A 26,224-nucleotide genomic window follows, 5' to 3' on the forward strand; every position below is an offset into this window, starting at 1 on the left:
TCGGAGCCTGCCGCGCCAGATACTCCCCGATCCGCTCCGACGTCTCCACCGTAACGATCCGGGCCGGGACCTTCTCCAACACCCGCACCCCGGTCCGCACATGCCCGGCCGTAACATCCCCCACCGCTAACCGGGAACCCAACGACGCCAACGGCCCCGCCCCCAACACCACCTCACGGACCAAAAAACCAGAACCCCTACCCTTACCCTTGCCGTTGCTGTTGGTGTGGATGGCGCGGGCCGCTTCCACATCGGCTTTCGCCCGCCCCGGTTCAACCCCCACCCCATGCACCAGATACTCACGCATATTCTTCGTCCCGATCCCGGACAACCCCGCAGCCCCGCACTGATCCGCGGCCGCGACACTGTGCAGATACACCGCGTCCAACCGACGCCGCGTACTCTCAGCCGCACCAATAATCGACAGCCACGCCTCCTGCGACACAGCCTGCGGATCCGTCCCCAAAACCTCCGCCAACAACACATTCACCTGCTCCAACCGTCCCACGATCCCCGCCGACGGCCCCACCACAAACAGAGCCTCCCCAACCGGACCATCAACCGGTACCCCAGAAACCGGCAAACCAGCGGGAACACCCGGGCCGGCGGCACCGCCGGCGTCTGATCCGCCGGTACTGGCGGCGCCGTCGTCGGGCCGGCCGGTCCCGGGAACAGTGCCAGGGACGGGAACAGGACCGGAGCCGGTGGCAGGGCCGGTCCGGGGACCAGTGCCAGGACCGGGGCCGGTGCTTAGGCCCGCGCGCTCGAGCCGATGCGGATACTTCGCCGTGACCGCAGCCAGCACCCGAGCCAGATTCTCCCGATCAATCTCCACACCACCCACCACCCCTCAACACCCGAACCCGGCAACCCTCACCGAAAGAAAACCTGGCAAGAAAACCTGGAAATCCTCCTGATCTCCAACTACTCCAAGGCTACGAAGAGACACCGACATCACCAGGACAAAAAGACCCCAAAAACGGCCCCTGTGGAAAAGTATTTTGAAAAACATTCCAGGCTCCGTGCGCCGACCGGGCTAAAAGCACTCGCCCGGATCCCCGTGGACTGCGCTACGCCGCACCCCGCTAAACTGGAACGACTTGTTGGAGACCCCGCCGCATGTAAGGAAGCTAGTGATGTTGAACGGACACGTACGCCCGAACCGACCTCGGGGAATCTTTCCGACAGTCCAACGGGCCACTACAGGGACGCACGGAGACCGTGCCCCTGTCGTCGTGACAGCGGTTCTGGCCGCGGCGCTTTTCCTGACCGGTTGCACATCGTCGAACGGCTCCGGGGAAACTACCAGCGCGGTGCCAAGCAGCGTGGCCGGCGCTTCAGAGGCTCAGCAATCGGCGGGACCAGCAGCATCCAGCACTTCAAGTAATACAACGTCGGGTACAACGTCGCCGTCGCCGTCGCCGTCGTCGACTTCGTCCGCTAGTCCGACGTCGAGCACCACCTCGACGGTCGGCGCGCTGGTCGCGGACTTTCCCGCCACCTTGCTCCCCGTCATGCCCGGCGCCAACGTAAAAGCGTCAAGCTTCGATAAAACCAAGACGCCCGCCACGGCCTCTTTCACCGCAGCCATCAGCGCGACGAGTACCGATGTGCTGGCCTACTACACCAAGGTTTTCCAGGATCAGGGCTTCACGGCGCTTCCAGGAGACGCAGTCGGCTCGGTCGCCGCCAAGGATTTCAGCCGTGCGAACGGGACAGAAACCGTCCAGGTTTCGGTGGTCCCGTCCGAACCCGGCGTCACCTTCACGGTAAGCGCCAATGTCCTTCCGGCCTCCCTCAAGTGAGCACCAACAGCAGCCGCGCCGATGAGCGTCTGGTGATCCCGCAAACGGATAACGTCCTCACAGAGCAGGAGCTGTTCATTGCCGGCGTTGCCCGCGAGCTCGCAGTCTTCCTCGATTCCAAACGTGACGTACTCACGGCCATCTCCCCGGATACGCTGGTGCTGCTGGACTCCGTTCGCACACTGGTGACCGGGGGAAAGCGGCTCCGTGCCCTAATGTGTTACTGGGGTTGGCGCGGTGCCGGTGGCAAGGCGGACAGCTCAGAAATTGTAAGCGCGGGCGTCGCGCTGGAACTCTTCCAAGCGGCAGCCCTCATCCACGATGACATCATTGATGGATCGGACATCCGCCGCGGCGGTCCCAGTGTGCACCGCCGATTCAGCCTACTTCACACCACGAACCGCTGGTCCTTGGACGCCGAGCGGTTCGGTCATGCGGCAGCCATCCTGACCGGAGATCTCTGTTTGTCCTTCAGCGAAGAAGTCCTCGCCTCGATAGGACGGCCGACGGCGGCAGGCACCAGGGCGCGCAAGGTTTTCGATCTCATGCGGACGGAGGTCATGGCCGGGCAGTATCTGGACATTCTCGAGGAAGTCTCCGGGCCTGCCCGGCCGGTCGAAACAGCCGTGCAGCGGGCACAGGACATCATCCGTTACAAGAGTGCCAAATATTCGACCGAACATCCTCTTGTCCTAGGCGGCGCCCTTGCCGGCGCCGACGAAGAACTGCTGGCAGGCTACTCGGCGTTCGCCTTGCCGCTGGGCGAGGCCTTTCAGTTGCGTGACGATCTACTGGGGGTTTTCGGCGACCCGGCCACTACCGGAAAGCCTGCCGGGGATGATCTGCGAGAGGGAAAGCGCACGGTCCTCGTGGGGCTCACGCTGGCAGCCGCGGGCGAACGGGAAGCACGGTTCGTCGATGAGCGGCTGGGGTGCCAGGAGCTTGGCGATGCAGAGATTGAGCGCATCCGGGCGATCATCGTTGAATCCGGAGCCTTGGCGGAAGCGGAAACACTCATAGAGGCCTACAGCGCAAAATCCTTTGCAGCCTTGGACTCGTTGGACGTGCCCGACGAGGCCGCGGCATCACTGCGCGCGCTGGCCACGGCCGCCGTCCGCAGAAAGTCTTGATCCGGCCAGGGCCGGCCAGAGGGCCGGGCTACCAGCCGAGGGCCTGTGCGCGGCGGCGGATTTCTGTCTTGCGGCCCTCCCGCAGAGCGTCCACCGGCCGGCCGGGCAGGGAATCATCTTCGGTGAACAACCAGGCGATTGCTTCCTCATCGCTGAATGCCGCATCGCCAAGGACCACAAGAGTGCCTTTAAGGCTGTCCAGAATCTTGCCGTCCATAAAAAAGGCTGCAGGCACGGAGCGGATTTTACGCTCCCCGATCCGCAGGGCGAGCAGCGCGCGACCCTCCAGAAGGCTGTGAACCTTGGTGACCGAAACACCTAGAAGCTCGCTGACATCGGGCAAGGGCAACCATTCACTGACAAGATTCTCCACGTTATTCACCCGGTAAGCCTGCCACACCTTGTAGCCGCCGTCCTACTCCCAGCATCAGCTCGCTCCGACGCTTGCCGACTTCGCACAACACCCCGTCCGCCTAAAACGTTGCGACACTCCAGGCAAGCAGGCTAATGGATTTTGTAAATGACTGTGCTATGGAAATTCTCGTGTAAATTCACATGAGTCACATGAGTCACATACGTCACAGGATTAACATTTGTTGTCTTTGGGTACTCTGCATCATGACTAACAACGGCAGTACAAAAAACACCGGTATCACCCCATCTACGTTGAGGAATTATCTCCATGACTCCCGCAATCCCGCCACGACCCGGCCGGAAATCAGTTAGGCAGCTGGCTCTAGTGTCCACTGCCGCGCTTCCTGTGGTCATGCTCTCGTCTCTGGCCCTGGCACTGCCGGCAACTGCCGCACAGCCTGCCTCGGCTCCGGCAAAGAGCATCCCTGTTTCATTTTCCCTGACCGGCCAGCTTGCGGGGCGCAGCGCGGCGATCACCGCAGGCATGAGTACCGCAGGCATGAGTACCGCCAGCTATGCGCAAATGCCGACCAGCAATGTCGCCACCGCGTTCCCGGCCGGCTTTGCAGCAACCATGTTCGCCGCGCCGGCGGACTACACCGTGCTGACCGGGGACACTGTCAGTGCCATTGCGGGACGCTTCGGTCTGGACGTTCGGCAGGTCCTGGACCTGAATAATCTGGGCGCGACATCGTTGATCCATCCGGGACAAACACTGCGCCTGACGGACTCCGGTTCCGCCCCGGCTGCGTCTGCCGCCCCGGCTGCGTCTGCAGCGTCCGACTATACGGTGCAGGCCGGGGACACGATCAGCGCCATTGCTGCCGCTCATTCCTTATCGGTTGGTCATCTGCTGACGCTCAATAGCCTCTCGGCCGTCTCCATTATCCGCCCGGGCCAGCCGATTAAGCTGGCCGCAGGCGGCTCAACGGCTGACGCGCCGGCCGCCGCAACAGAGGGTGCCACGCAGGCAGTCGCCGCTGCAGCTGGTTACGTCATCAAGGTCGGCGACACCTTATCCGCCATCGCCGCGGCCAACGATGTCACTGTGCAGGCTCTGGCATCGGCCAACGGCCTCACTGCGAACACTCTCATTCATCCCGGCCAAAGTCTCACCCTGCCGGGGTCCATCTCGGTGGCTTCCAGCGAAGCACCGACGCAGCTGGTTCCCAACACCTTCCTGCATTACACCTACCCGGAAGCCGTCGTAAGCCAGGCCAATGTCAACAAGGCCGCGCTGCTGGCTGCGCCCATCCCCTCTCAGGACCAGATCAAGGACCTCGTTGCCACGACCGCGGCCCGGATGGGCGTGCCGCCCTCGTTGGCCCTGGCGTTTGCTCTGCAGGAATCCGGCTTCAACCACCAGTCGGTGTCCCCCGCAAATGCGATCGGCACCATGCAGATCATCCCGCAGGCCGGCGAATGGGCCTCAGAGCTTGTGGGGCGGCATCTGAACCTCCTCGACCCGCAGGACAATGTTACGGCCGGGGTGGCCATAATCCGCGCTTTGGTCTCCACCAGCGATTCCCTGGACAACGCGATCGCGGGCTACTACCAGGGGCAGTACTCGGTCTCGTTGTACGGGATGTACCCTGACACCGCCAATTACGTCGCTTCGGTCAAGGAGAATCAGCTGACATTCGGCTAGTACCTACCTTTGGCCGGATGTTGCCGCCATAAACGAACAGGGCCGGAACGAGTGTTGTTCGCGGCCCTGTTCCTTTGAGCGCCTAGGATCGAAGGGTGCAAGAACTTTCGGTAGACCCATTGGTAGGGACCACGGTTGGGGAGCGCTACCTCGTTCTGTCGAAGGTGGCGCGCGGCGGCATGTCCACCGTCTACCTGGCAACGGACCTGCGTCTGGACCGCAACGTCGCCCTGAAGGTCCTGCACCCGCATCTGGCCACAGACAATAGTTTTCTCGATCGGCTGGGCCGGGAGGCCAAGGCGGCGGCGCGTCTGTCGCATCCGCATGTGGTTGGAATGTTTGACACCGGCAATGACGGCCCGCTGGCCTACCTGGTGATGGAATACATTCCCGGCCACACCTTGCGGGATGTGCTTAACGAGCGCGGGGCGCTCCCGCCGCGGCTCGCGCTGGCTTACCTGGACGCCGTCGTGGAGGGCCTTGGGGCTGCCCACGCCGCGGACCTTGTCCATCGGGATATCAAGCCCGAAAACGTGCTCATTGCCGACGACGGCCGCATCAAGGTCGGCGACTTCGGTCTGGCCCGAGCTGTGACGACGACGACGAACACGGGAATGCTGATCGGGACCGTCGGGTACCTCTCACCAGAACTCGTCGATGGCGCTCCGGCGGACGCGCGCAGCGACATCTATTCCATTGGCATCATGCTTTTCGAGCTGTTGACCGGACACCAACCATTCCGCGGCGAGCTGCCGGTCCGAGTGGCCCTGCAGCATCTAACGACTCCCGTCCCCGCACCTTCGACCGAGTTGCCGGGGCTGTCTGCAGACCTCGATGAGCTGGTCCGCTGCTGCACCGAGAAAGACCCGGAGTCCAGACCCGCGGACGGCTACGCACTGCTGGAAGACCTGCGCCACATCCGAACGACGCTCAGCGACGCGGAATTAGATTTCCAAGCTCCCTCTCACATCGCCGGGACCCCGGAAACAGGGACGCCGGAAACGGGGGCACCGTGGGGACGCACAGGGAACGGCCGGACCGAGGTCGTGCACTTGGCTACTGAGGCAATCCGCACCGAGGCGCAGCAGACCGTGCTGATCGACAACTCTCTGTTACCGGATGACAGAACCCAGCAGACCAAAATGATGGGACGTATACATCACACGACGGTACTACCGGCGGGGAGCAACCCGGCAGCCCGGCAGGGATATGCCGGACCGCTCTCCCCACCCGAAGAACCAGCCCCGGTTCTGCGACCCAGCCGGCGCGAGGCTAAACGTGCGGTCCGCAGCGCGGAGCACGCCCGGATTCGAGCGGCCGAACATCCCCTGCAGACTCTGCGCCGCGGCCGGCCCCGCCGCCGTTTCCTGATCTGGCTGATCGTGCTGCTGGTGCTGGCGCTGCTCGGCGGCGGTGCAGGCTGGTTTTTCGGCCTCGGTCCCGGCGCACTGGCAGCCGTCCCGAACGTCCAGGACAAAACGGTGGCACAGGCCCAGGCATTGCTGCAGGATCAGGGTTTCGGTTCCATGAGCAAAGACGTCAATGATGAGACCGTGCAACAGGGCCTGGTGGTGACGAGCGACCCAGAGCCGGGGACGCAGCGACGTCGGTTTCTCCCGGTAACCCTGCTGGTTTCCAAGGGGCCGGTCCTGTACACGGTTCCAGCCGTAACCGGCGGTACTCTGGACGCCGCAAAGACGGCGCTGAACAACGCCAAGCTCGCCCTGGGCAACGTCACCGGACAATATGACGAAGAAAGGGCCGCTGGCGTTGTCCTAAGTCAGAGCCCGACGTCGAACACGCAGCAGCGCGGGACCACGCCCGTGGACCTAACCGTCTCCAAGGGCCCGACGCCTATCCCGGTGCCCAACGTGGTCGGTAAGGACAAGGACGCTGCGCGTAAGGCCATGAATGACGTTGGACTCGTCCCGCAGCTGGCGCCGGATACGGTCTTCGACAAACAAGTTCCCGCCGGTTCCGTAGTCTCGCAGGATCCGGCCAGCGGGACGCTGTCCAAGGGTTCTGCGGTTACGCTGACCGTTTCCAAGGGCCCCAAGCTGATCACCGTCCCCAGCTTCATCGGCAAGCAGGTGGACAAGGCGGTCCAGGAACTCCAGCAGCTCGGTTTTCAGGTCAAGGTCAACAATATTCTGGGCGGGTTTTTCGGCACCGTTCGTGACCAGAACCCGGTCAACAAGGATGTGCCCGAAGGATCCGTCATTATTTTGACCGTAGTCTGACCCCGGTACCGAAATCTGGAGCAACCCTTGGAGCGACTAGGACCGGTTGGACAGGGCTCCAGCAACCAGGAATGCCATTTCCAGGGACTGCTTATGATTTAGCCGCGGGTCGCAGACCGACTCGTAGCCCTCCAGGAAGGCTTCCTGATCGATGGGATCAGCACCGCCCAGACATTCAGCAACGTCGTCGCCCGTCATCTCCACGTGCAGGCCGCCGGGGAATGTTCCGAGCGACTTGTGCACCTCGAAAAAACCCCTGACTTCGTCGATGACATCATCGAAGTTGCGCGTCTTGTACCCGTTGGGGGACGTGACGGTGTTCCCGTGCATGGGATCCGTGACCCAGAGGACCTGAGCCCCGGAGTCCGTGACCTTCCGGACCAGCTGAGGCAGTTTCTCGCGGATATTCCGTGCACCCATCCGCGTAATGAAGGTCAAACGGCCCGGTTCCCGGTCCGGATCGAGCTTATCGATCAACCGCAATGCGTCCTCCCCCGTGGTGCCCGGGCCCAATTTGACGCCGATGGGGTTACGGACGCGGGAGAGAAAGTCGATGTGGGCCTGATCCAGTTCACGGGTCCGCTCGCCGATCCACAGAAAATGTCCCGAAGTGTCGTAAGGCAGGCCCGTGCGGGAGTCGATGCGCGTCAGTGCCCGTTCATAATCCAGCAGCAGCGCCTCGTGGCTGGCGAAGAATTCGACTCGTTTGAGCGCTTCGAAGTCCGCTCCGCAGGAGGCCATGAACTTGATGGCCCGGTCAATGTCCTTCGCCAGGGACTCATAGCGCGCATGGGCGGGATTCTGCGTGAAGCCACGGTTCCACTGGTGCACCAGGCGCAGGTCGGCGAAGCCGCCCTGCGTGAAGGCACGTATCAGGTTCAGCGTGGAAGCGGAGGTGTGGTACGCCTTGAGCATTCTGGAGGCGTCGTGCGCGCGTGACTGAGGGGTGAATTCGAACCCATTGACGATGTCTCCACGGAAGGCCGGAAGGGTAACGCCGTCGCGCGTTTCATCATTGGACGAACGCGGTTTGGCGAACTGTCCCGCCATCCGCCCCATTTTGATGACCGGCATGGAAGCGCCATAGGTGAGCACCACAGCCATCTGCAGAATTGTTTTTACCCTGGCGCTGATTTTGTCCGCGGTGGCACCTGCGAAGGTTTCCGCGCAGTCTCCCCCCTGCAGCAGGAAGGCCTTCCCTTGGGCAGCCAAGGCCAAGCGATCACGCAGGTCGTCCACTTCACCGGCAAATACCAGTGGCGGCAGCATCGACAGTTCCTTGACCGAGGACTCATAGACGGACACATCCGACCAGACCGGTTGCTGGGAAATCGGCAGTTTCCGCCAATCGTCCAGACCAGGGTAAGCGACGGCGCCTCCGGTGGCAGCGCCGGGCACGGGGGCCGCGGCAGCCGCGGAGACAGCGCCGGGCGCGGGGGCAGCCGTAGGGGCGGCAGCGAAGTCTGGCGGGAGGATCGGAGCAGGTGTTGAAAGATCAGTCACAGCTTTAGCCTAGTTGCTTTTGCCGCCTCCGGCTGTGGCCGCGGTCATGACGAGTCCGCCGCCGTCATATAGCGAAGTCAGCACGGCACCAACCGTAGGCAGCGATTGCCTACGGTTTAGTGTTTTTCCTGCCACCGGTGCGTTCCCTCGGGACCGTCGCCTCCGCGGGCCCGACACCGGAGGCCGGTGATCCGTGGGCTGCCACTGTGCTGGTCGAACCCGCCCCGGAGTTATGGTCGGTGCCGTCGGATGGGCCGGCGGGGCTTGTGTCGTCAAAGTGCTCACCTTCCGGGAGAAGGATCGCCTCTGCGACGTCCGGGGGAACCGCAACTATCACTTCCGGTCTATCGCCGGAATGCAATCTGTCTGCCGCTGACCTACCCGGCCCGGCTTCCGCTGCGGCAGCGGGGGCCACACCTGCTGCCGCGGCGGAGGCGGTTCCGCCAATTACAGTGACGGCACCCGGCTTGATGTTGTTTTCCGCCGCCGCCAGCCGCACGGCCGCAGCTGCCTTTGGGTTCGCAGCTTCCTTACCGGCCTTTCTAGCGGCCAGCTTCTCCTTGACGGTGCTGGCGTAGGCGTCCACATATTCCTGACCGGACAGCCGCATGAGCTCATACATTATTTCGTCCGTGACCGAGCGCTGTACAAATCTGTCGTTCCCCAGGCCCTGATACCGGCTGAAGTCCAAGGGTTCGCCAAAAATCACGCCAATCCGCCGGATATTCGGGATCCTGCGGCCAATCGGCTGCACCTTATCGGTACCAATCATGGCCACGGGAATTACCGGAACACCGGCGCTGAGCACCAGTTTGGCAACACCGACTTTGCCCCGGTATAGCTTCCCGTCGGGGCTTCGCGTGCCTTCCGGATAGATCCCCAGCAGTCCGCCATGGTTCAGAATCTGCCGACCGGACTCCAGGGAATTCGCCGATGCCGCACCGCCGGAACGGTCCATCGGCAACTGATTGGTCAGCCTAAAGAAAGCAGCCGTGAGCTTACCCTTGATGCCTTTGCCCGTGAAGTACTCGGATTTCGCCAGGAAGACGACCGGCCTGGGAACCATTAACGGCATGAAAATCGAGTCGGAAAAGGACAGATGATTGCTCGCCAAGACGGCGGCGCCGTCCGCTGGAATGTTATCCAGCCCCTTGATCCAGGGACGGAACAGCAGCTTCAGGACGGGGCCTATGAAGATCCGCTTCATTATCCAATAGAACACGCAGTGTTTCCCTTCTGGTGTCTTCACACACGGGACACACCCGATGCTGCTTTTTCGCCCTGCACTTTTGCTAAGACGTTACTCTAATGAGAGTACGGCCAGTAAGTCCCCGCTAGTGAGAAAACCGCCAAGGAGTGGCACGATTGCCCTATGATCTTCACAAATCCCGCCCGGGACGTTGAAATCCTGAGCGGATACCGTCGGCAATGACATTTTCCAGCAGCGGCCACGGGCCCATGGCCAGGGTCGGGGTTGCACTGAGCCATGGCTTTACCGGTTCCCCGGTGAGCATACAGGGCTGGGCGGAATATCTGGCTGCCCAGGGATTCGCCGTCAGCCTTCCCTTACTGTCGGGCCACGGTACCAGCTGGCAGGAGCTCGCCCGCACCCCTTGGATCCGGTGGTATCAGGATTTCGAGCGGGCGTATCTGGAACTGACGGAACGTTGCGACGTAGTCTTCACCGCCGGATTGTCCATGGGCGGTGCACTGGCGTTGCGGGTAGCAGAACATCACGGCGTAGCCGGGGTCGCCGTCGTCAACCCCGGTCTGACCTTTTCGGACAAGCGGGCACGCTATTCGCGATTTCTCAAATATGTGCTCAAAAGCGTCCCCGCGATCGGCGACGACATTAAGCTCGCAGGAGTCAGTGAGGGTGCCTACCAGAGGACACCAGTTGCGGCCGTCCAACAGCTGGCAGGACTTTTCAAGGACACTGTTGCAGGGCTGGACCGGGTCAAAGCGCCAACGATCGTGTTCCGTTCCGCCGTGGACAGAGTAGTGCCGGAGAGCAGCATGGAGGTCCTTGCACACGGGATCGGCAGCACTGATTTCGAGGTCGTCCGGCTGGAGAACAGTTACCATGTGGCCACCATGGACAACGATGCGGCGCTGATTTTTGAGCGTTCCGCAGCATTCTTCCGGGAGCACTCCGGTGGTCAGTAAACCAGAGCAGGATCCATCCGAAACCAATGCCAACGATGACGACGACGCGATCTGGCGGGATCTGGTGGCGCGTTTGGAAGGCCCATCGGCGGCGGGTTACTCCCTCGATGGATTCGATGAGCCCTCATCCCCGGCCGGGGCCGGCATTGATTCCGACAGTGCTGCACCGATCGGGAAGCCTACGTCTTTTGACGATTTTGACCCCTTGGGTATCTCCCGAGCGCCGCACTCGAGCCCTCGGGGCAACGGAGCGGACGAGGATACCGGGCCCGCTCCCGGTACGGGCCCGCCCGGGCCACGGGACTACGCGGCGGAAGTTCCCTGGCCGGACGGTGATGACTTCGTACCTGAAGATCCGCCGCCGCTGTCCGCCGTCGAGCCGGCCCTGATGCTCGCCTGGACGGGGGCTGTGGGTGGCCCTATCGCGCTGCTGTTCACCGCCCTCTTGTGGCGGGGCGCGCCGCTGACGGCCATCCTCGCCATGATTGCGGCCTTCGTCGTCTCAGCGGGTTACCTGATGTTTCGGTTGCCTGCACAGCGGGACGACGACGGCGACGACGGCGCGGTGGTCTGAGCCGGCCCCGCTGCTGATGATGCTCAGGGCCGCGAACGGCTGCTGACCCGGGACAGATCGGCGGCACCGATCATTCCTGCCCCTGGCCCCAGCGCAGCCAAGCTGATGGGCGCCGCCGGACGGAAACCACGGCCGGTCAGATTCCTCGCAAACGACCGGCGGGCCGGTGCCAGGAGCATCTCCCCCGCCTCGCAGAGGCCCCCGCCGATGACGAATAGGCCCGGGTCCAGGGCTGCGGCCAGATTCGCCAGGCCAAGGCCGAGCCACTCACCGACCTCCTCCACCAATTCACGGCAGGCCGCGTCCCCGGCCAGGGCCAGCTCTGTGACCACGGTTCCGGTAATCGCATCCACGTCGCCGTCGACACGACGCAGCAGCTCCTGCGCCACCGGGGACTTTGCCCGCGCCAGTTCGCGGGCTTCGCGCCCGAGTGCATTCCCGGAGGCGTACTGTTCCCAGCATCCACGGTTTCCGCACTCGCAACGGTGGCCCTGCGGCATAATCACCTGGTGCCCGAATTCGCCGGCAAGCCCAAAACGGCCGCGTTCCAGTCTGGAGTCCATCACCATGGCACCGCCGATTCCGGTGCCCAAAGTGACGCAGACCAGCCTGCTTTGTCCACGGCCGGCACCGAAACGCCATTCTGCCCATCCGGCAGCGTCGGCATCGTTGCTGAGCACCACGGGTCGTCGGAGCAGCCTCTCCAGGTTTGCCCGTAACGGCTCGTTGCGCCACGCCAAGTGGGGGCTGAAGAGCACCGTACTTGAGCTCAGGTCCATCCAGCCGGCGGCCCCGATCCCCACTGACAGCACGCGGTGCCCGGCGGAGAGCTCTTGGACGAGTTCCACAATGGTTGCCTCAACGGCCCGCGGATCATTTCCAGGGGTCAGCCGGCGACGTTGATCCAGGACCACTCCCCGCGGGTCGACCACCCCTGCCGCAACTTTCGTGCCGCCGATGTCAATACCAATCGCCAGACCGCGGCGGCCCAAGCGCTGGGGGAACCGTTCCGCTCGTCGTTCCCGACCGCGTGGAACAGCCACCGGGACACGCCGGTGCCAGCTCGACTTCAGCGCGGACGTACCGGTCCCGCCAAGCGCGGCAACGTTTTCGGGCACCGGAACAGCTTTGGACTCACGGGGCAGATATTCAACCATCACGGCCATTCTAGTGTCCGCATGCCGGCGCTGTTTGCCTTGGCTTTGCCCCGCAGCTCAACGGCCTAAGGGCCCGGGCAGACGCCGCTCGGCTTGGAAAACCCGGCAAGCCGCCATAAAGTTACTGACGAGTAACAATTCGTGGCCCAGCCGGCACGTGCTGCCGGATAGAGTAAGGGCAAACCCCAGTGGTCCTCAGGCATCGAAGGAGCTACAGTGCGAGAATTTTCCGTTGCGGCAGTGGTCGACGTTCCCCGGAACACCAACACCACGGACTTGGTCCTGCGGCAGGCCAACAAGGCATCCAACCCGGCTCTCTTTGCCCGGCTGGACGCGCAGAAGCACTGGGTGGACATCACCGCGACGGCGTTCCGCGACGATGTGAGCGCTCTGGCTAAGGGGCTTATGGCCTTCGGTATCAACGCCGGAGACCGGGTGGGAATCATGGCCCGGACGCGATATGAATGGTCCCTGGTGGACTTCGCCATTTGGTTTGCCGGCGCAGTCTCGGTACCCATCTATGAAACCTCCTCCCCCAGCCAGGTGGCATGGAATCTTGGGGACTCCGGCGCGGTCGCGGTCTTCGCCGAGACCGCCCATCATGAAAACATGGTCCGGCAGGCAGTAACCGCTGAATCCCTCACTGCCCTGGCCCATGTCTGGCGACTGGAGGGCGCCGGGCTGGACGAACTGCGCACCGCCGGTCGGGACATTCCAGATGCCCAGCTGGAGGAGCGCCGTACCTCCAGCGGACTCAGTGACCTCGCCACCATCATCTACACCTCCGGTACAACAGGCCGTCCCAAGGGCTGCGAACTGACGCACGGAAACTTCGTGGAACTCTCGGACAACGCTTTGGGCGTGCTCTCCGACGTTGTTCCGGAAGGTTCCCAGACCATCATGTTCCTTCCTCTGGCCCACGTTTTCGCGCGTTTCATCTCCGTGCTGGCCGTGGCAGCCGGTGCCAAGGTGGCGCACACTCCTGACATCAAAAACCTCCTTTCGGACCTGCAGAGCTTCCAGCCGACGTTTATCCTGGCCGTGCCGCGGGTGTTCGAGAAAATTTACAACTCGGCTGCGCTCAAGGCCGAATCCGAGGGGAAAGGCAAGATCTTCGCCCGGGCCGCGGACACCGCCATCGCGTACTCCCGTGCCAGGCAAAATGGGAGCGTGCCATTCCTGCTCAAGGTTTCGCATGCGGTCTTTGACAGGTTGGTCTATGTGAAGCTCCGCACGGCCATGGGCGGACACATCAAGCACGCTGTTTCCGGCGGCGGACCCCTCGGTGAACGGCTGGGCCACTTCTTCCAGGGAATCGGTCTGCAGATCCTGGAAGGCTACGGCCTGACGGAAACCACAGCTCCCGTGACCGTGAACCACCCGGCGCTGATCAGGATCGGTACCGTCGGCGCGCCGCTGCCGGGGAATGCGGTGAAAATTGCCGACGACGGCGAAATCCTCGCCAAGGGTGTCAGCGTCATGCGCGGCTACTGGGGCCGGAATGACCTGACGGCGGAAGCGTTCGCCGACGGCTGGCTGCACACCGGCGACATTGGCGAACTCGATGCTGACGGTTTCCTGCGGATCACCGGGCGCAAAAAAGAAATCATTGTTACCGCCGGCGGCAAAAACGTGGTTCCGGCGATGCTGGAAGACCAGATACGTGCCGATGCCCTGATTTCACAGTGTGTGGTGCTCGGGGACCAGCGCCCGTTCATTTCAGCTCTGGTAACGCTCGACGAAGAAGCGCTGCCCAAATGGGCCGCAGCCCACGGCCTCCCCGCCGGAATCAGCATGCAGAACGCAATTGTCCACGATACGGTCGTTGGTGCAGTCCAGCGAGCAGTGGACAAGGCCAATGAATCCGTCTCACATGCCGAATCCATCAAGGCCTTTCGTATTGTGCCGACCGATTTTACCGAGTCCTCCGGGCATCTGACGCCGTCTATGAAAATTAAGCGGTCCCAGGTGCTCAAGGATTTCGACGCGCTGGTAGAGGAGATCTACGCCGCGAAGAAACCTGTTTAGGTACCGAAGGCCCGCCCAACGTCAGCTCACTTTCAACGACAGCAGGGCATTTTCCACTACCTCCGTCAGCGCCGGATGGATCCAGTACTGGCCGCGTGCCATGGTACGGGCATCGAGGCCGAAACTCATGGCCTGGATGAGCGGCTGAATCAACAGTGACGCTTCGTGGCCCATGATATGGGCCCCCAGGAGCAATCCACTGTCTTTTTCGGCGATGAGTTTCACGACGCCGGAGGTGTCCTCCATGGCCCAGCCGTACGCCGTCGACCCGTAGTCCTGGATGGCCGTGACGACCTCGATTCCGCGGCGCGCCCCATCGGCCAGCGCCTGCGCCTCCGTCATGCCGACCTTGGCAATCTGCGGGCGGGTGAAAACTGCCTCCGGGACAAATCTTTGGTCACTGGCGCGCAGCTGCTCCGGATTCAGCAGGTTGTGCGACACCGTCCGGGCCTCGTGATTTGCCACATGTTTGAGCTGGAAGTCACTGCTGATGTCGCCCAGCGCCCAGACGCCGGTCGTTGGACGGCCACCGGTAAGCACCCGCTGATATTTATCCACCCGCAGCCGTCCGTTCACCGCCAGGTCGAACCCGGTGGCCTTAATATTGAGCAAATCGGTGTTCGGTCGGCGCCCGGTGGCCATCAGCACCAAGTCCACCTCAATAGACGCCCGCGCATTGGCCGATCCCGATACCGGGGCAAGCTCCACACAAACCCGTTCGCGCCCGTGCGTCTCAGGCGTGCTCTCGACCGACCGGACGGACGCCACCTGATAGCCGTGCCGGATGTCCCAGTGGCCGCTCACCTGCTCTTCGAAACGCCGCGAAATTTCAGCATCCTGAGTCTTCAACAACCCCGGTGAGCGGGTCAGCATGACCACTTCTGAACCAAGTGCGGAAAAAACATGGCCGAACTCCGCCGCGATGAAACCGCCGCCGACAATGAGAACTTTGGCCGGCAACTCGTCGACCCGCATGACCGTGTCGGACGTGTGCACCCGTGGGTGATCGTTGCCGGGGAAGTCCGGGACCACGGGGCGGGAACCGGCAGCGACCACGATCTGATCAGCAGTTATTTCGGTACCGCCGGAGGTCAGCAGCGCTTTAGGGTCGGTGAATTCCGCGTGCTCTGCGTATAGTGTGATGTTCGGTTCCCCATGCGCACGGTACTCCATCCCGCCGGCGGAGATCGCATCGATCCGGCTGAAGATCCGGTCCCGAATGGCACGCCAGTGCACGTCGTTGACCTCCGCGTGCACGCCGAGCCTTCCCGCCTCGCGTGCGCCCGCAGCAAGATCGGCAGGATAGACAAACATTTTAGTTGGAATGCACCCGACGTTAAGGCAGGTGCCGCCAAAGGTTCCGCCGTCAATGATGGCAATTTTTCTGCCCGCCCATTGTGGCCCCGGCAGGGAATTGCCGGAGCCCGAACCCAGGATTGCCAGATCGTAATGCACCATCCCTTAGCCCACCTGCACTTCGTCGACCAGCACAGCGGCGGGTTCAACCGGCGCGGCGCTGGGGACCGACCGGGCAGGCACAGTCGCCGGAAGTGTCCCCGTCGGAATGGCGCTGGTTGGCATAGCGCTCATCCGGGCGTCCGTTCCGCCCCCTGGCCCGTTGTTGGCGGCATTACTTCCGGAGGATATATTCGTCCGGTTTTCATTCTCCTGCGTCATAACTCCCGCTCGTCAAAAGCGGGCCGCAGCCACTTTTTGCAGCTACGGCCCGCCGATCAACCCTCATTTTAGCGCAGTCGGACAAGCGCAGGCGTGCCGCTGCCACCGAAAAAGCTGCTACCCCACCACTACCAGCAGGTCACCGCCTTGCACCTGTTCGATAGCGGAGACGGCCACTCGGGAAACCGTGCCGGCGACCGCGCTGGTAATGGACGCCTCCATCTTCATCGCTTCGATGGTCGCGATTGTCCCGCCGGCTTCGACGGTGTCTCCGACAGCGACCGTCACCGTCACCGCACCTGCGAATGGAGCGGCAATCTGGCCCGCCACCGCGGGATCGGCCTTCTCCGCGGTTTTAACGTCGCTGATGACGCTATTGTCGCGGATCAGCACCGGGCGGGATTGCCCATTGAGCGTGCACATTACGGTGCGCATGCCCTTCTCATCAACCTCTGAAACGGCTTCCAACGAGGCAATCAGCCGCACGCCCTTCTCCAGCGCTATGACATGTTCCTGACCGCGCTGCAGACCATAGAGATAATCGCGGGTGTCCAATACAGACACGTCCCCGTAGGTGTCTCTAACCTTCAAATAGTCCTTGGTGGGACCGGCAAAGAGCAACCGGTTTAAAGTTTCGCGGACCGTGCCTGGTTCTGATGTCAGGGCCGCGCTGTCCTCGGCGGTCAGTTGCGCATCGCGGACCTTGATTTCCCGTCCCTGCAGCGCCTTGGTCCGGAACGGCTCCGGCCAGCCGCCCGGCGGATTCCCCAGCTCGCCGGAAAGGAAACCGATGACTGAATCCGGGACGTCATAGTTTTGCGGATTTTCTTCAAAATCCTTCGGGTCCGCCTTGATGCCGACCAGATGCAGGGCCAGATCGCCAACGACCTTGGACGACGGCGTCACCTTGACCAAATGGCCCAGGATGCGGTCAGCGGCGGTGTACATGTCTTCGATTTCCTCAAAGCGTTCACCCAAGCCCAGCGCTATGGCCTGCTGCCGGAGATTTGAGAGCTGTCCGCCGGGAATTTCGTGCCGGTAGACACGCCCGGTGGGTCCGGCCAGCCCGGACTCAAAAGGAGCGTAAACGCGTCGGACGGCTTCCCAATACGGCTCCAGCGCGCAGACATTCGGCAGTGAAATTCCGGTGTCCCGCTCGGTGTGCGCCAGCGCTGCCACCAGCGCCGAGGCCGAAGGCTGGCTGGTGGTTCCGGCCAGCGCGGCGGATGCCACGTCCACAGCGTCCACACCTGCATTAGCGGCGGCGACTAGGGTGGCCATTTGCCCACCGGTCGTGTCATGCGTGTGCAGGTGCACCGGAAGGTCGAATTCGGACCGCAGGGCCGCGACCAGCTTGGCTGCGGCCGCCGGGCGGAGCAGGCCCGCCATGTCCTTGATGGCCAGGATATGAGCGCCGGCTGCAACGATTTGCCGGGCCAGTGCAAGGTAATAGTCGAGCGTGTAAAGCGTCTCCGCCGGATCCAGCATGTCGCCGGTGTAACAGAGCGCCACCTCGGCCACGGCCGTTCCGGTGGCCCGGACGGCCTTGATGGCCGGTGCCATTTGAGCCACGTCATTGAGCGCATCGAAAATCCGGAAGATGTCGATCCCACTGCGTGCCGCTTCGGTGACAAAGGCCTCCGTAACCTCTGCGGGATAGGGGGTATAACCCACGGTGTTCCGGCCGCGCAGCAGCATCTGCAGACAAATATTCGGCAAGGCACTGCGCAGCGCGGTCAGCCGATCCCAGGGGTCCTCGCCCAGAAAGCGCAGCGAAACGTCGTACGTGGCACCACCCCATGCTTCGACGGACAGCAGCTGCGGCGTCAGCGCGGAGACCGCCGGTCCGGCTGCCGCCAGGTCCCGGGTACGCACTCGGGTGGCCAGCAGCGACTGATGTGCGTCGCGGAAGGTGGTATCTGTGACAGCCAGCGCAGTCTGCGCCCGTAACGCGGCGGCGAAGCCCTCCGGACCCAGCTCCTGGAGCCGCTGGCGCGAACCGGGCTGCAGGTCCTCAATGCTGACGGAGGGAAGCTTCCGTGCCGGGTCTGCGTGCACAGTCAGCTCACCATGGGGCTTGTTCACCGTGACATCCGCCAGCCAGGTCAGAAGTTTCGTACCTCGGTCGGCGGAGACGCGGGCTTTGAGCAGCTCGGGGCGCTCATCGATAAAGGACGTGGCGACATTGCCGGCCACAAAGTCCGGGTCATCGAGCACCGCCTGCAGGAACGAAATATTCGTGGAGACGCCACGGATGCGGAATTCCGCCAGCGCACGGCGGGCCCTGGCCACGGCGCTGGGATAGCTGCGTCCCCGGCAGGTCAGTTTCACCAGCATGGAGTCAAAGTGCGGGCTGATCTCCGCGCCCGCGTAAACGGTTCCGCCGTCGAGCCGGACACCGGCACCGCCGGCCGAACGGTAGGCGGAAATCTTTCCGACGTCGGGCCGGAACCCATTGGCCGGATCCTCCGTTGTAATGCGGCACTGCAGCGCGGCACCCTTGACCATCACGGAGTCCTGGCTCAAACCCAGATCCGCCAGCGTCTCCCCCGCAGCGATCCGCAGCTGCGACTGTACCAAGTCGACGTCGGTGATTTCCTCCGTGACGGTGTGCTCAACCTGGATTCTCGGGTTCATTTCAATAAAGAAATGCTGGCCGGCCCGTTCACCCACGGTATCCACCAGGAACTCCACCGTGCCGGCGTTGACGTACCCCAGGGCCTTCGCGAACTTCACGGCATCGCGGTACAGCGCCTGCCGGATATTTTCGTCAAGATTCGGAGCGGGCGCGATCTCCACCACTTTCTGATGCCGGCGCTGGATGGAGCAGTCGCGCTCGAACAGGTGCATAACATTGCCGGCGGCGTCGGCCAGAATCTGCACCTCGATGTGACGCGGACGCAGCACCGCCTGTTCCAGAAACATGGAGTCGTCGCCGAAGGCGGCATCGGCCTCACGCATGGCCGCTTTAAGCGCCTCGGGCAGGTCCTCCCGCTTCTCCACCCGGCGCATTCCGCGCCCGCCGCCGCCGGCCACGGCTTTGGCGAAAATGGGGAACCCCACCTCATCGGCGGCGGCAATCAGCTCAGCAACGTCCGAGGACGGCTGGCTGGACTTCAGGACCGGGATACCCGCCCGGCGGGCGGCGTCAAGCGCGTGGACCTTGTGGCCGGCCAGTTCCAGCACATCCGCCGGCGGCCCAACAAAGGTGATTCCGGCTTCTTCGGCCGCGGCCGCCAGCCCAGGGTTCTCCGACAGGAAACCGTAACCGGGGTAGATCGCGTCCGCTCCCGCTTCCTTGGCGACCCTGATTACCTCAGCGACATCAAGGTAGGCCCGGACCGGGTGACCCTCCTCCCCGATCAGATACGCCTCATCGGCTTTTTGCCGGTGAATGGAATTACGGTCTTCATACGGAAAGAGCGCCACTGTCTTGGCACCGAGTTCGTAGCTGGCGCGAAAAGCCCGGATCGCGATTTCGCCGCGGTTGGCTACCAGAATCTTTGAAAACATTGTGCTCCTGGGGAACTGGTCGTGAAAGCGGGACAGCCCAGCCATGCCCGGCATTACCGGTCAGCGCCCGGCCGCACCTCGAAGTCCTACCTCAAAGCAGTGCCGGTCTGTTGCTGAGTCTATTAGTGCCCAGTCTGTGCGACGGTGTGAGGTCTGGACAAGTCGACGTGTTTCAAATCACGTTTTTACGTCGTAATGGGGCACACATCGGACCGACGCCAGCCCGAGGGCTGAAACCGCGGGCCATCAACATATGATGAATCCGGAGCCTATTTGCGTCCGGACAACTGGCGGCGCCACATACTTACCGGACGAATGGCCGGCAGGAGCAGGCTACGCAGCCACACCACGCAAACGACGACGCGACGAAAGGGTATTGGTTCACCCCGTGCAAGTAGTAAGCATCAGCAGCCTCAAAGGAGGCGTCGGCAAGACATCCGTCACCTTGGGCCTTGCCTCTGCGGCCCTCGCTGCCGGCATCCGGACCTTGGTGATCGATCTTGATCCACATGCGGATGCCACCACCGGTCTGGGCGTGCGCGCCGACGGTCAGCTGGACATTGGCCGGATGCTGAAACATGCACGCAAGGCCCGGCTCGCGGCTAATGTGCTGCCGAGCGGCTGGGTCGAAAATGCCAGGGCCGACGGCGGCACAGCCGTTTTGGACGTAGCTATCGGTTCGGCGTTCGCCGGCATCTACGACCGGCCGGATCTTGGCCGCAGAGACCTGCGGCGGCTGGTCACCCTGCTCAACAACTCCGCCAATTCAGCCGGCAGCAGTGCCGGTAACTATCAACTGGTTCTCATCGACTGCCCCCCGTCGCTGAACGGCCTGACCCGAATCGCCTGGACCGCCAGCAACCGGGTGCTGTTAGTTGCCGAACCGGCGCTGTTTTCAGTCGCCGGAACGCAGCGCACCCTTCGCGCGCTCGAGCTGTTCCGCGCCGAGTTCGCCCCCGCGTTGACCGCCGCCGGCATTGTCGCGAACCGTGTGCGCAGCGGATCCAATGAACATACCTACCGCCTGGCTGAAATGAAAACGATGTTCGGCCCCCTGCTGCTCTCCCCGACAATCCCCGAGCAGGCCAACTGGCAGCAGATCCAGGGCGCGGCACATCCGATTCATCAGTGGCCGGGCGAATCCGCCAAGAACGCCTCAGGGCTCTTCGACCAGCTGCTCAGCGGCCTGCTGGCGCAGGGTTCCGTGCGAAATCGGGTCCGTCGCTAACGGGCACTGTTTAACGGCCCAGCGCAGGCAGCGACCCGGTTCAGGCCTATCCTCTTCGAGAGTATAGGCCTGCTCCAGAAGGTCTGCATTAGTCCCGGTCAGGATATTTTACGCGCGTCCCGCCGCTTGGTCAGCTCGTCGTCCGGAAAAGACTGCTCGGCGTGTTCGCTGGGCAGCGCTGCGAGAGTTCCCTCCACCTCGCGCCAGACCCGGCCCACGGCAATGCCAAAGACGCCCTGACCGCCCTGGACCAAGTCAATTACCTCGTCAGCGGAGGTGCATTCGTAGACCGAAGCTCCATCGCTCATTAAGGTAATCTGTGCCAGATCTTCGACCCCGCGTTCGCGCAGGTGCTCCACAGCAGAACGGATCTGCTGCAGGGATACTCCGGTATCCAGCAGTCGCTTGACCACCTTCAGCACCAGGATGTCCCGGAAACCATACAGGCGCTGCGACCCGGAGCCGGCAGCGCCGCGCACCGCCGGTTCCACCAGTCCGGTCCGGGCCCAATAGTCCAGCTGGCGGTAAGTGATGCCCGCGGCCTTACAGGCAGTGGGCCCGCGGTAACCGGCATCGACGTCCAGGACCGGCAGATCCTCGGTGAACAGCAGCCCCTGTGCCCCGGCCGCCATGACGGCACCCGGGACGGGAGCCTGCCTTAGTTCGCCGGCGTCGCCTTTCGGACTCACGTGGACCCTCCTTATCGTTGTTCCTTCATCGGAACCAATATCAGCTGCTGCAGCTCTCACCTACGGCAAAAACGGCAAAAAATACGGCATAAGATTCAGACCGGAAATTCATTTTGGGAAATTCGTTGAAAAGACCGGGGTATAGTCTTCAGCTCTGCGCCTACCCCTCATTCTGCCCGCAGGATTCCCCACCGGCAATGGGGGCTGTCAGTATCGACGTTAGAGCCGCACAGGCTTTTGGTCAAAGACGCGGGACCTATGAATTTGACCGTGTCGGAACTTTAAGGTTCAGGTTTAACCTTAGCCGTACCCAACCGCACCGGACCGTCGTCGTTATTTATCAAAATCCTCGGGTTCGACCTCATTGAGAAATTCCCGAAACCGCCGCAACTCGCGTTCTTCTGCCTCCGGCGAATCAATCGCATCGGGATCATTTTCATCGTGGTCCGTGACCTGCACGCCAGCATCCTCCAGCACCTCGGGTGCACACCAGATGGTGCAGCCGGCGCGCAACGCGATCGCCAGCGCATCCGATGCCCGCGAGCCCACCACCGTTCCGTCATCGAACGTCAGCTGGGCATAAAAAACACCGTCCTCCACAGCTGTCAATGTCACGCTCGCGACCCTGCGGCCCAAAGCGGTCACCACGCTGCAGAGCAGGTCGTGAGTCAGCGGCCGCGGGGGGACGACGCCTTGCTGCGCCAACGCAATCGCGGTCGCTTCCGCTGTACCAATCCAAATCGGCAAGTGGCGGACCCCTGCAATCTCTTTGAGCAGCACCAGCGGCTGATTGGAGGGCATCTCCACCCGCACCCCGACGATCTCCAGCTCAATCATGTCCGGTCAGTCATCCTTCGCAGGCATAGGTTGCTCAGCCGGCATCAGCGGTCCATCCGCGCGATCCGGTCCTGCACCAGCGCACTGTGCAGACCGAGGCAGAGCTCGCTGATCTCCCGGGCCGTTTCCGCGGCCCTGGCCTGAGAGGCCCCGTCCCGCCGGGAGCTCAGCGGCGCCACCACCCTTTCCACCAGCCCGAACTCCCGCTCTGCTGCGGCCTGGAACGGACGCAGGTGACGCGGCTCCAAACCGTGCGCGGATAACGCAGTGCATGCCTTCGCGACCCGCAGCGCGTGATCATCAAAATGGTCTTCCTGGGCCGCGATCAGCCCAAAACTGACCAGCGAGGACAGCAGCTCAGCACTGGCACCGGATTCGACACGCAGCTGCTCCGGAGTGAGTCTGCGCGCCCGGCTCTTAAGCTCCAACGCGAGTTCATCGGAGACCATCCGGGGCGCAATGGATACCCCCGGAGGCAGGTTTTCGGGCCCCTCGCCTCGATCAATGGCGTCCAGATAACCGCGGATCACCTTCAGCGGAAGATAATGGTCACGCTGCAGCGCGAGCACAAAGCGCAGGCGCTCGACGTCGGGCTCCCGGAACTGCCGGTAGCCCGCCGGAGTGCGCTGCGGTGTGATCAGCCCCTTCTCTTCATAGAAGCGGATCTTGGACGCGGTAACTGACGGGAAATCCTCGGTCAACTGCGCCAATACCTCGCCGATATTAAAGATGACCTGCGGCGCAGTTCTCCCCCGGTGGACGCGGACGTCCGGCAGGGATCTGCGCGCCGACGCTGCGCTGCTTGCCATCGCCGCCCTCAGGATTGCGTCTGAACGGGAACGGCGGGCCCGACGGGAACCGCAGGGCTGTAGTAATAGGTAAGCCGGAACTTCCCGATCTGAACCTCGTCGCCGGAGCGCAGCCGAACCGAATCCACCCGGTCCCCATTGACATATGTGCCGTTAAGACTGCCGGAATCGACGACCTCGAAACCGCCCGGCAGGCGGCGGAACTGTACATGCCGGCGGGACACGGTGACGTCGTCAAGGAACACATCGGCACCCGGGTGACGTCCCGCCGTCGTGGTATCGGCATCCACCAGGAACCGGGCTCCACGATTTGGGCCGCTGTGCGCAATCAGCAGCGCCGATCCGGCGGGCAGGGCCTCAACAGCAACGCGCTCCCCGGGGGCCAGCTTGTATTCAACCGCCGGTTCCGTACTGGACGGCGGCAGGTGGATGGACGTGGTCTCTGAAGCGCCGGGCTGATCCGCAAACTCCGCCTGACCACTGGGCACGGCGTTGCTTGAGTTCTCAACCATCGGTACTCCTTCTCGTCTATGTTGTTTACGGGCTGGATCAGCCGGACGCGCAACCAAGCCGCACGCGTGTCTCTAGCCTACCTGTTGTTCGTACTCACCGGCACTGAGCAAGGCGTCCACCGAGGCGACGTCGTCGAGCTTGATTTCCAGCAGCCAGCCGGCACCGTACGGATCGGAGTTAATCAGCGCAGGATCAGCATCCAGGGCTTCATTACGGGCGAATACCGCACCGGAAAGCGGAGCGTAAATGTCGCTTACGCTCTTGGTGGACTCCACCTCTCCGACGACGGCCGCGGCACCGACCTGCGTGCCGGCCTCCGGCATCTGCACGTAGACAACATCGCCTAGCGCGTCCTGGGCGAAATCGGTGATACCCACCCGGACAACGCCGTCCGCGTCCGGCGCGGTAATCCACTCGTGCTCGGCCGTGTAGGAGAGGTCTGCTGGGATGTTGCTCATTTGGTGCCTTTCGCGGGTGGGACTTGCTTTCGTCCAGTCTTTCGGGCGGTGGCCGGCATTACAAGCCGCCGCAGAAAGTATAGGCATACCGGACGCCGGCCACCGACAGCAGGAGGGTCCAGCCGGACGGTCCAGCAAATCTCCGGCATCGCAGGTCACCATCTCACCACCCCGCGATCTTGCTATCCCGCCATCCCGCCATCCCGCCATTGAAAATACCTATGTGTACTGTGATACTTCCCTCCATGTCCTACTTGGTGAAGCCCGAACATCTAGGTGCTGCAGTGACGGCCGCCATCCCCGTGAACGAGTCCTTACCCCGCACCTGCGTCATCGGTGCCGGCTCCTCCGGGATCGCCGCCGCCAAGGCGCTGTACCTGGCCGGTGTACCGTTCGACTGCTTCGAACGCGGCAGCGCTATCGGAGGCAACTGGCTCTTCGATAACCCGAACGGCTTATCTGCGTGCTACGAGACGCTGGAGATCAACACCTCCTGCCCGCGGATGGCATTTTCAGATTTTCCGATGCCGGATGACTATCCGCCATATGCCCGGCACGACCAGGTGCACGCCTACTTCGAGAAGTACGTGGACTACTTTGGCTTCCGGGACAAGATAACCTTCGACACCGTTGTTGAAGAGGTCACCCGAGATCTCGGTGGTGGCTGGCTGGTGCGCACTCGCGGGCCGGATCGCGAACGGGTGGGCAGGTACGATGCGGTGCTGGTCGCCAACGGACATCACTGGGATCCACGATGGCCTGATTGCGCCTACCCCGGCTCATTCGACGGCGGGCAGATTCACGCCCACGACTACCGATCCGGAGATCAGCTTGCGGGCCACGACGTTCTCGTCATCGGTGCCGGCAACTCTGCCATGGATATCGCGGTCGAGGGCTCCTACCGCGCGAAGAGCGTCGCCCTGTCAATTCGCCGCGGCCAAAGGGTGCTGCAGAAATACCTGTTCGGGCACCCCAGCGACCAGATCACATTGCCAGCCTGGCTGCCGTGGTGGGCGACGGCGTTGCGGCTGCGCATCGGCGCGATGACCGCCGGAGGTCTGCACAAGTACGGTCTGCCGAAGCCGGCGCACAAGCCGGGCCAATCGCATCCGGTTCAATCGGACCAGATCCGCGCACGCATCGCCGCGGGCCGAGTCACCGTGCGCCCGGGCATCGAACGTTTCGACGGCGATGGGGTGGTGTTCGTCGACGGCAACCGTGCGAAGGCCGATCTGATCGTGTGGGCGACGGGATATAAGGTGACGTTCCCGTTCCTTGACCCCGCCTTGGCCGCCACGGATGATAACGATTTGCCGCTCTGGAAGCGGACGGTGCATCCGGACCTGCCCGGTCTGTTCTTTGTCGGGTTGATGCAACCGATCGGCGCGGTGATGCCGCTGGCCGAAGCGCAGGGAGCGTGGATCGCCCAGACACTGAGCGGGCGCTACGCGCTCCCGCCCCAAGGGGAAGTCCGCAGGCAGATGGCCAAGGAACACGAACGCAATAAGCGGCAGTTCTACGCCTCCCCGCGACACACCATGGAGGTGGACTTCGATCACTACCTCTGGGATCTCGCCCGCGAACAAGCCCGCGGCCAGCAGCGCGCCCGCCCGGGCCGCCGTCGGGGTCCGTCGCGCATGAGACGGTGAGGCAGCCCGCGGCGATAATCGAAGCATCCGGAGACGACAAATGCCTGATGAAACTTTGAGCCTCATCAGGCATTTTTCTGTCGGGCTGACAGGATTTGAACCTGCGACCCCTTGACCCCCAGGCGTCCGAACCGTTCGATTCGAGTTAGCAACTGCATAGTTCCGCGGGCCAGATCATGCAGGGCA

Annotated in this window: 22 protein-coding genes and 1 pseudogene; 9 read left to right on the plus strand and 14 right to left on the minus strand. The window is 63.0% G+C overall.

Annotated features, from left to right (window positions below; translation table 11 throughout):
- Positions 1-835: hypothetical protein (locus IV500_RS14045; RefSeq protein ID WP_446680232.1), on the minus strand; the 835-nt coding region annotated here is incomplete at its 3' end.
- Between the two features lie 510 nt (positions 836-1,345).
- Positions 1,346-1,516, minus strand: a complete 171-nt coding sequence (locus IV500_RS21535) for a hypothetical protein (RefSeq protein ID WP_230854987.1) — start codon at positions 1,514-1,516, stop codon at positions 1,346-1,348.
- On the opposite strand from IV500_RS21535, the gene IV500_RS21540 reads away from it, so the two are divergent.
- A complete protein-coding gene (locus IV500_RS21540; RefSeq protein WP_230854988.1) occupies positions 1,515-1,805 on the plus strand; it encodes a hypothetical protein in 291 nt (96 codons plus the stop codon). The genes IV500_RS21535 and IV500_RS21540 overlap by 2 nt on opposite strands.
- Before the next feature lie 35 nt (positions 1,806-1,840).
- Entirely contained in the window at positions 1,841-2,935 is a 1,095-nt protein-coding gene (locus IV500_RS14055; protein WP_196397519.1) for a polyprenyl synthetase family protein, read from the plus strand.
- Positions 2,936-2,963: 28 nt separating this feature from the next.
- Here the strand turns inward: IV500_RS14055 and IV500_RS14060 are convergent, their stop codons facing one another.
- Entirely contained in the window at positions 2,964-3,317 is a 354-nt protein-coding gene (locus IV500_RS14060; protein WP_196397445.1) for an Rv2175c family DNA-binding protein, read from the minus strand.
- Positions 3,318-3,617: 300 nt separating this feature from the next.
- On the opposite strand from IV500_RS14060, the gene IV500_RS14065 reads away from it, so the two are divergent.
- Together IV500_RS14065 and IV500_RS14070 are read left to right on the plus strand one after the other, a co-directional pair.
- Entirely contained in the window at positions 3,618-4,997 is a 1,380-nt protein-coding gene (locus tag IV500_RS14065; protein WP_196397446.1) for a LysM peptidoglycan-binding domain-containing protein, read from the plus strand.
- A 95-nt stretch (positions 4,998-5,092) separates the two neighbouring features.
- A complete protein-coding gene (locus IV500_RS14070) occupies positions 5,093-7,237 on the plus strand; it encodes a Stk1 family PASTA domain-containing Ser/Thr kinase (protein ID WP_196397447.1) in 2,145 nt (714 codons plus the stop codon).
- Positions 7,238-7,273: 36 nt separating this feature from the next.
- Here IV500_RS14070 and IV500_RS14075 read toward each other — a convergent pair whose 3' ends face one another.
- Together IV500_RS14075 and IV500_RS14080 are read right to left on the minus strand one after the other, a co-directional pair.
- The gene (locus IV500_RS14075; protein WP_196397520.1) at positions 7,274-8,635 is read right to left on the minus strand and encodes a class II 3-deoxy-7-phosphoheptulonate synthase; all 1,362 of its coding nucleotides are present in this window, start codon (positions 8,633-8,635) and stop codon (positions 7,274-7,276) included.
- A 646-nt stretch (positions 8,636-9,281) separates the two neighbouring features.
- Positions 9,282-9,962, minus strand: a pseudogene (locus IV500_RS14080) (lysophospholipid acyltransferase family protein); the annotation flags it as partial.
- A gap of 206 nt (positions 9,963-10,168) precedes the next feature.
- On the opposite strand from IV500_RS14080, the gene IV500_RS14085 reads away from it, so the two are divergent.
- Both IV500_RS14085 and IV500_RS14090 read left to right on the plus strand, forming a co-directional pair.
- Positions 10,169-10,906, plus strand: coding sequence for an alpha/beta hydrolase (locus IV500_RS14085; protein WP_196397448.1), 738 nt, complete (start codon positions 10,169-10,171; stop codon positions 10,904-10,906).
- Positions 10,896-11,480 carry a hypothetical protein gene (locus IV500_RS14090; RefSeq protein WP_196397449.1) on the plus strand — a complete coding sequence of 195 codons (585 nt, stop codon included), beginning with the start codon at positions 10,896-10,898 and terminating at the stop codon, positions 11,478-11,480. The genes IV500_RS14085 and IV500_RS14090 overlap by 11 nt, the downstream gene beginning before the upstream one ends.
- A gap of 23 nt (positions 11,481-11,503) precedes the next feature.
- Here the strand turns inward: IV500_RS14090 and IV500_RS14095 are convergent, their stop codons facing one another.
- Positions 11,504-12,637 (minus strand): ROK family glucokinase, encoded by a 1,134-nt coding sequence (locus IV500_RS14095; RefSeq protein WP_196397450.1) that lies wholly within the window; start codon positions 12,635-12,637, stop codon positions 11,504-11,506.
- 216 nt (positions 12,638-12,853) lie between these two features.
- On the opposite strand from IV500_RS14095, the gene IV500_RS14100 reads away from it, so the two are divergent.
- Complete coding sequence (locus IV500_RS14100) at positions 12,854-14,665, plus strand: AMP-dependent synthetase/ligase (protein ID WP_196397451.1); 1,812 nt, start codon at positions 12,854-12,856, stop codon at positions 14,663-14,665.
- Between the two features lie 21 nt (positions 14,666-14,686).
- On the opposite strand, the gene IV500_RS14105 is transcribed toward IV500_RS14100, so the two are convergent.
- The 3 genes from IV500_RS14105 to IV500_RS14115 form a co-directional block, all read right to left on the minus strand.
- The gene (locus IV500_RS14105; protein ID WP_196397452.1) at positions 14,687-16,123 is read right to left on the minus strand and encodes a mycothione reductase; all 1,437 of its coding nucleotides are present in this window, start codon (positions 16,121-16,123) and stop codon (positions 14,687-14,689) included.
- 3 nt (positions 16,124-16,126) lie between these two features.
- Complete coding sequence (locus IV500_RS14110) at positions 16,127-16,342, minus strand: hypothetical protein (RefSeq protein ID WP_196397453.1); 216 nt, start codon at positions 16,340-16,342, stop codon at positions 16,127-16,129.
- A 117-nt stretch (positions 16,343-16,459) separates the two neighbouring features.
- Positions 16,460-19,855 carry a pyruvate carboxylase gene (locus tag IV500_RS14115; RefSeq protein ID WP_196397454.1) on the minus strand — a complete coding sequence of 1,132 codons (3,396 nt, stop codon included), beginning with the start codon at positions 19,853-19,855 and terminating at the stop codon, positions 16,460-16,462.
- Between the two features lie 388 nt (positions 19,856-20,243).
- On the opposite strand from IV500_RS14115, the gene IV500_RS14120 reads away from it, so the two are divergent.
- Positions 20,244-21,083: a ParA family protein gene (locus IV500_RS14120; RefSeq protein ID WP_196397455.1), complete on the plus strand. Its 840-nt coding sequence runs from the start codon at positions 20,244-20,246 to the stop codon at positions 21,081-21,083.
- Positions 21,084-21,181: 98 nt separating this feature from the next.
- Here IV500_RS14120 and IV500_RS14125 read toward each other — a convergent pair whose 3' ends face one another.
- The 5 genes from IV500_RS14125 to gcvH all read right to left on the minus strand — a co-directional run bounded on the left by IV500_RS14125 (position 21,182) and on the right by gcvH (position 24,389).
- Entirely contained in the window at positions 21,182-21,772 is a 591-nt protein-coding gene (locus IV500_RS14125) for a MerR family transcriptional regulator (protein ID WP_196397456.1), read from the minus strand.
- A 333-nt stretch (positions 21,773-22,105) separates the two neighbouring features.
- Positions 22,106-22,609, minus strand: coding sequence for a bifunctional nuclease family protein (locus IV500_RS14130; RefSeq protein ID WP_196397457.1), 504 nt, complete (start codon positions 22,607-22,609; stop codon positions 22,106-22,108).
- Between the two features lie 44 nt (positions 22,610-22,653).
- Entirely contained in the window at positions 22,654-23,418 is a 765-nt protein-coding gene (gene ftsR / locus IV500_RS14135; RefSeq protein WP_196397458.1) for a transcriptional regulator FtsR, read from the minus strand.
- An 8-nt stretch (positions 23,419-23,426) separates the two neighbouring features.
- Entirely contained in the window at positions 23,427-23,930 is a 504-nt protein-coding gene (locus IV500_RS14140) for an FHA domain-containing protein (RefSeq protein ID WP_196397459.1), read from the minus strand.
- A gap of 72 nt (positions 23,931-24,002) precedes the next feature.
- Complete coding sequence (gcvH, locus tag IV500_RS14145; protein ID WP_196397460.1) at positions 24,003-24,389, minus strand: glycine cleavage system protein GcvH; 387 nt, start codon at positions 24,387-24,389, stop codon at positions 24,003-24,005.
- A 284-nt stretch (positions 24,390-24,673) separates the two neighbouring features.
- Here gcvH and IV500_RS14150 point away from each other — a divergent pair, with 284 nt between their 5' ends.
- Complete coding sequence (locus tag IV500_RS14150; RefSeq protein WP_312875935.1) at positions 24,674-26,038, plus strand: flavin-containing monooxygenase; 1,365 nt, start codon at positions 24,674-24,676, stop codon at positions 26,036-26,038.
- Positions 26,039-26,224: the final 186 nt, after the last annotated feature.

The organism is Arthrobacter terrae (assembly GCF_015708085.1).
Taxonomy (GTDB): Bacteria; Actinomycetota; Actinomycetes; order Actinomycetales; family Micrococcaceae; genus Arthrobacter_M; species Arthrobacter_M terrae.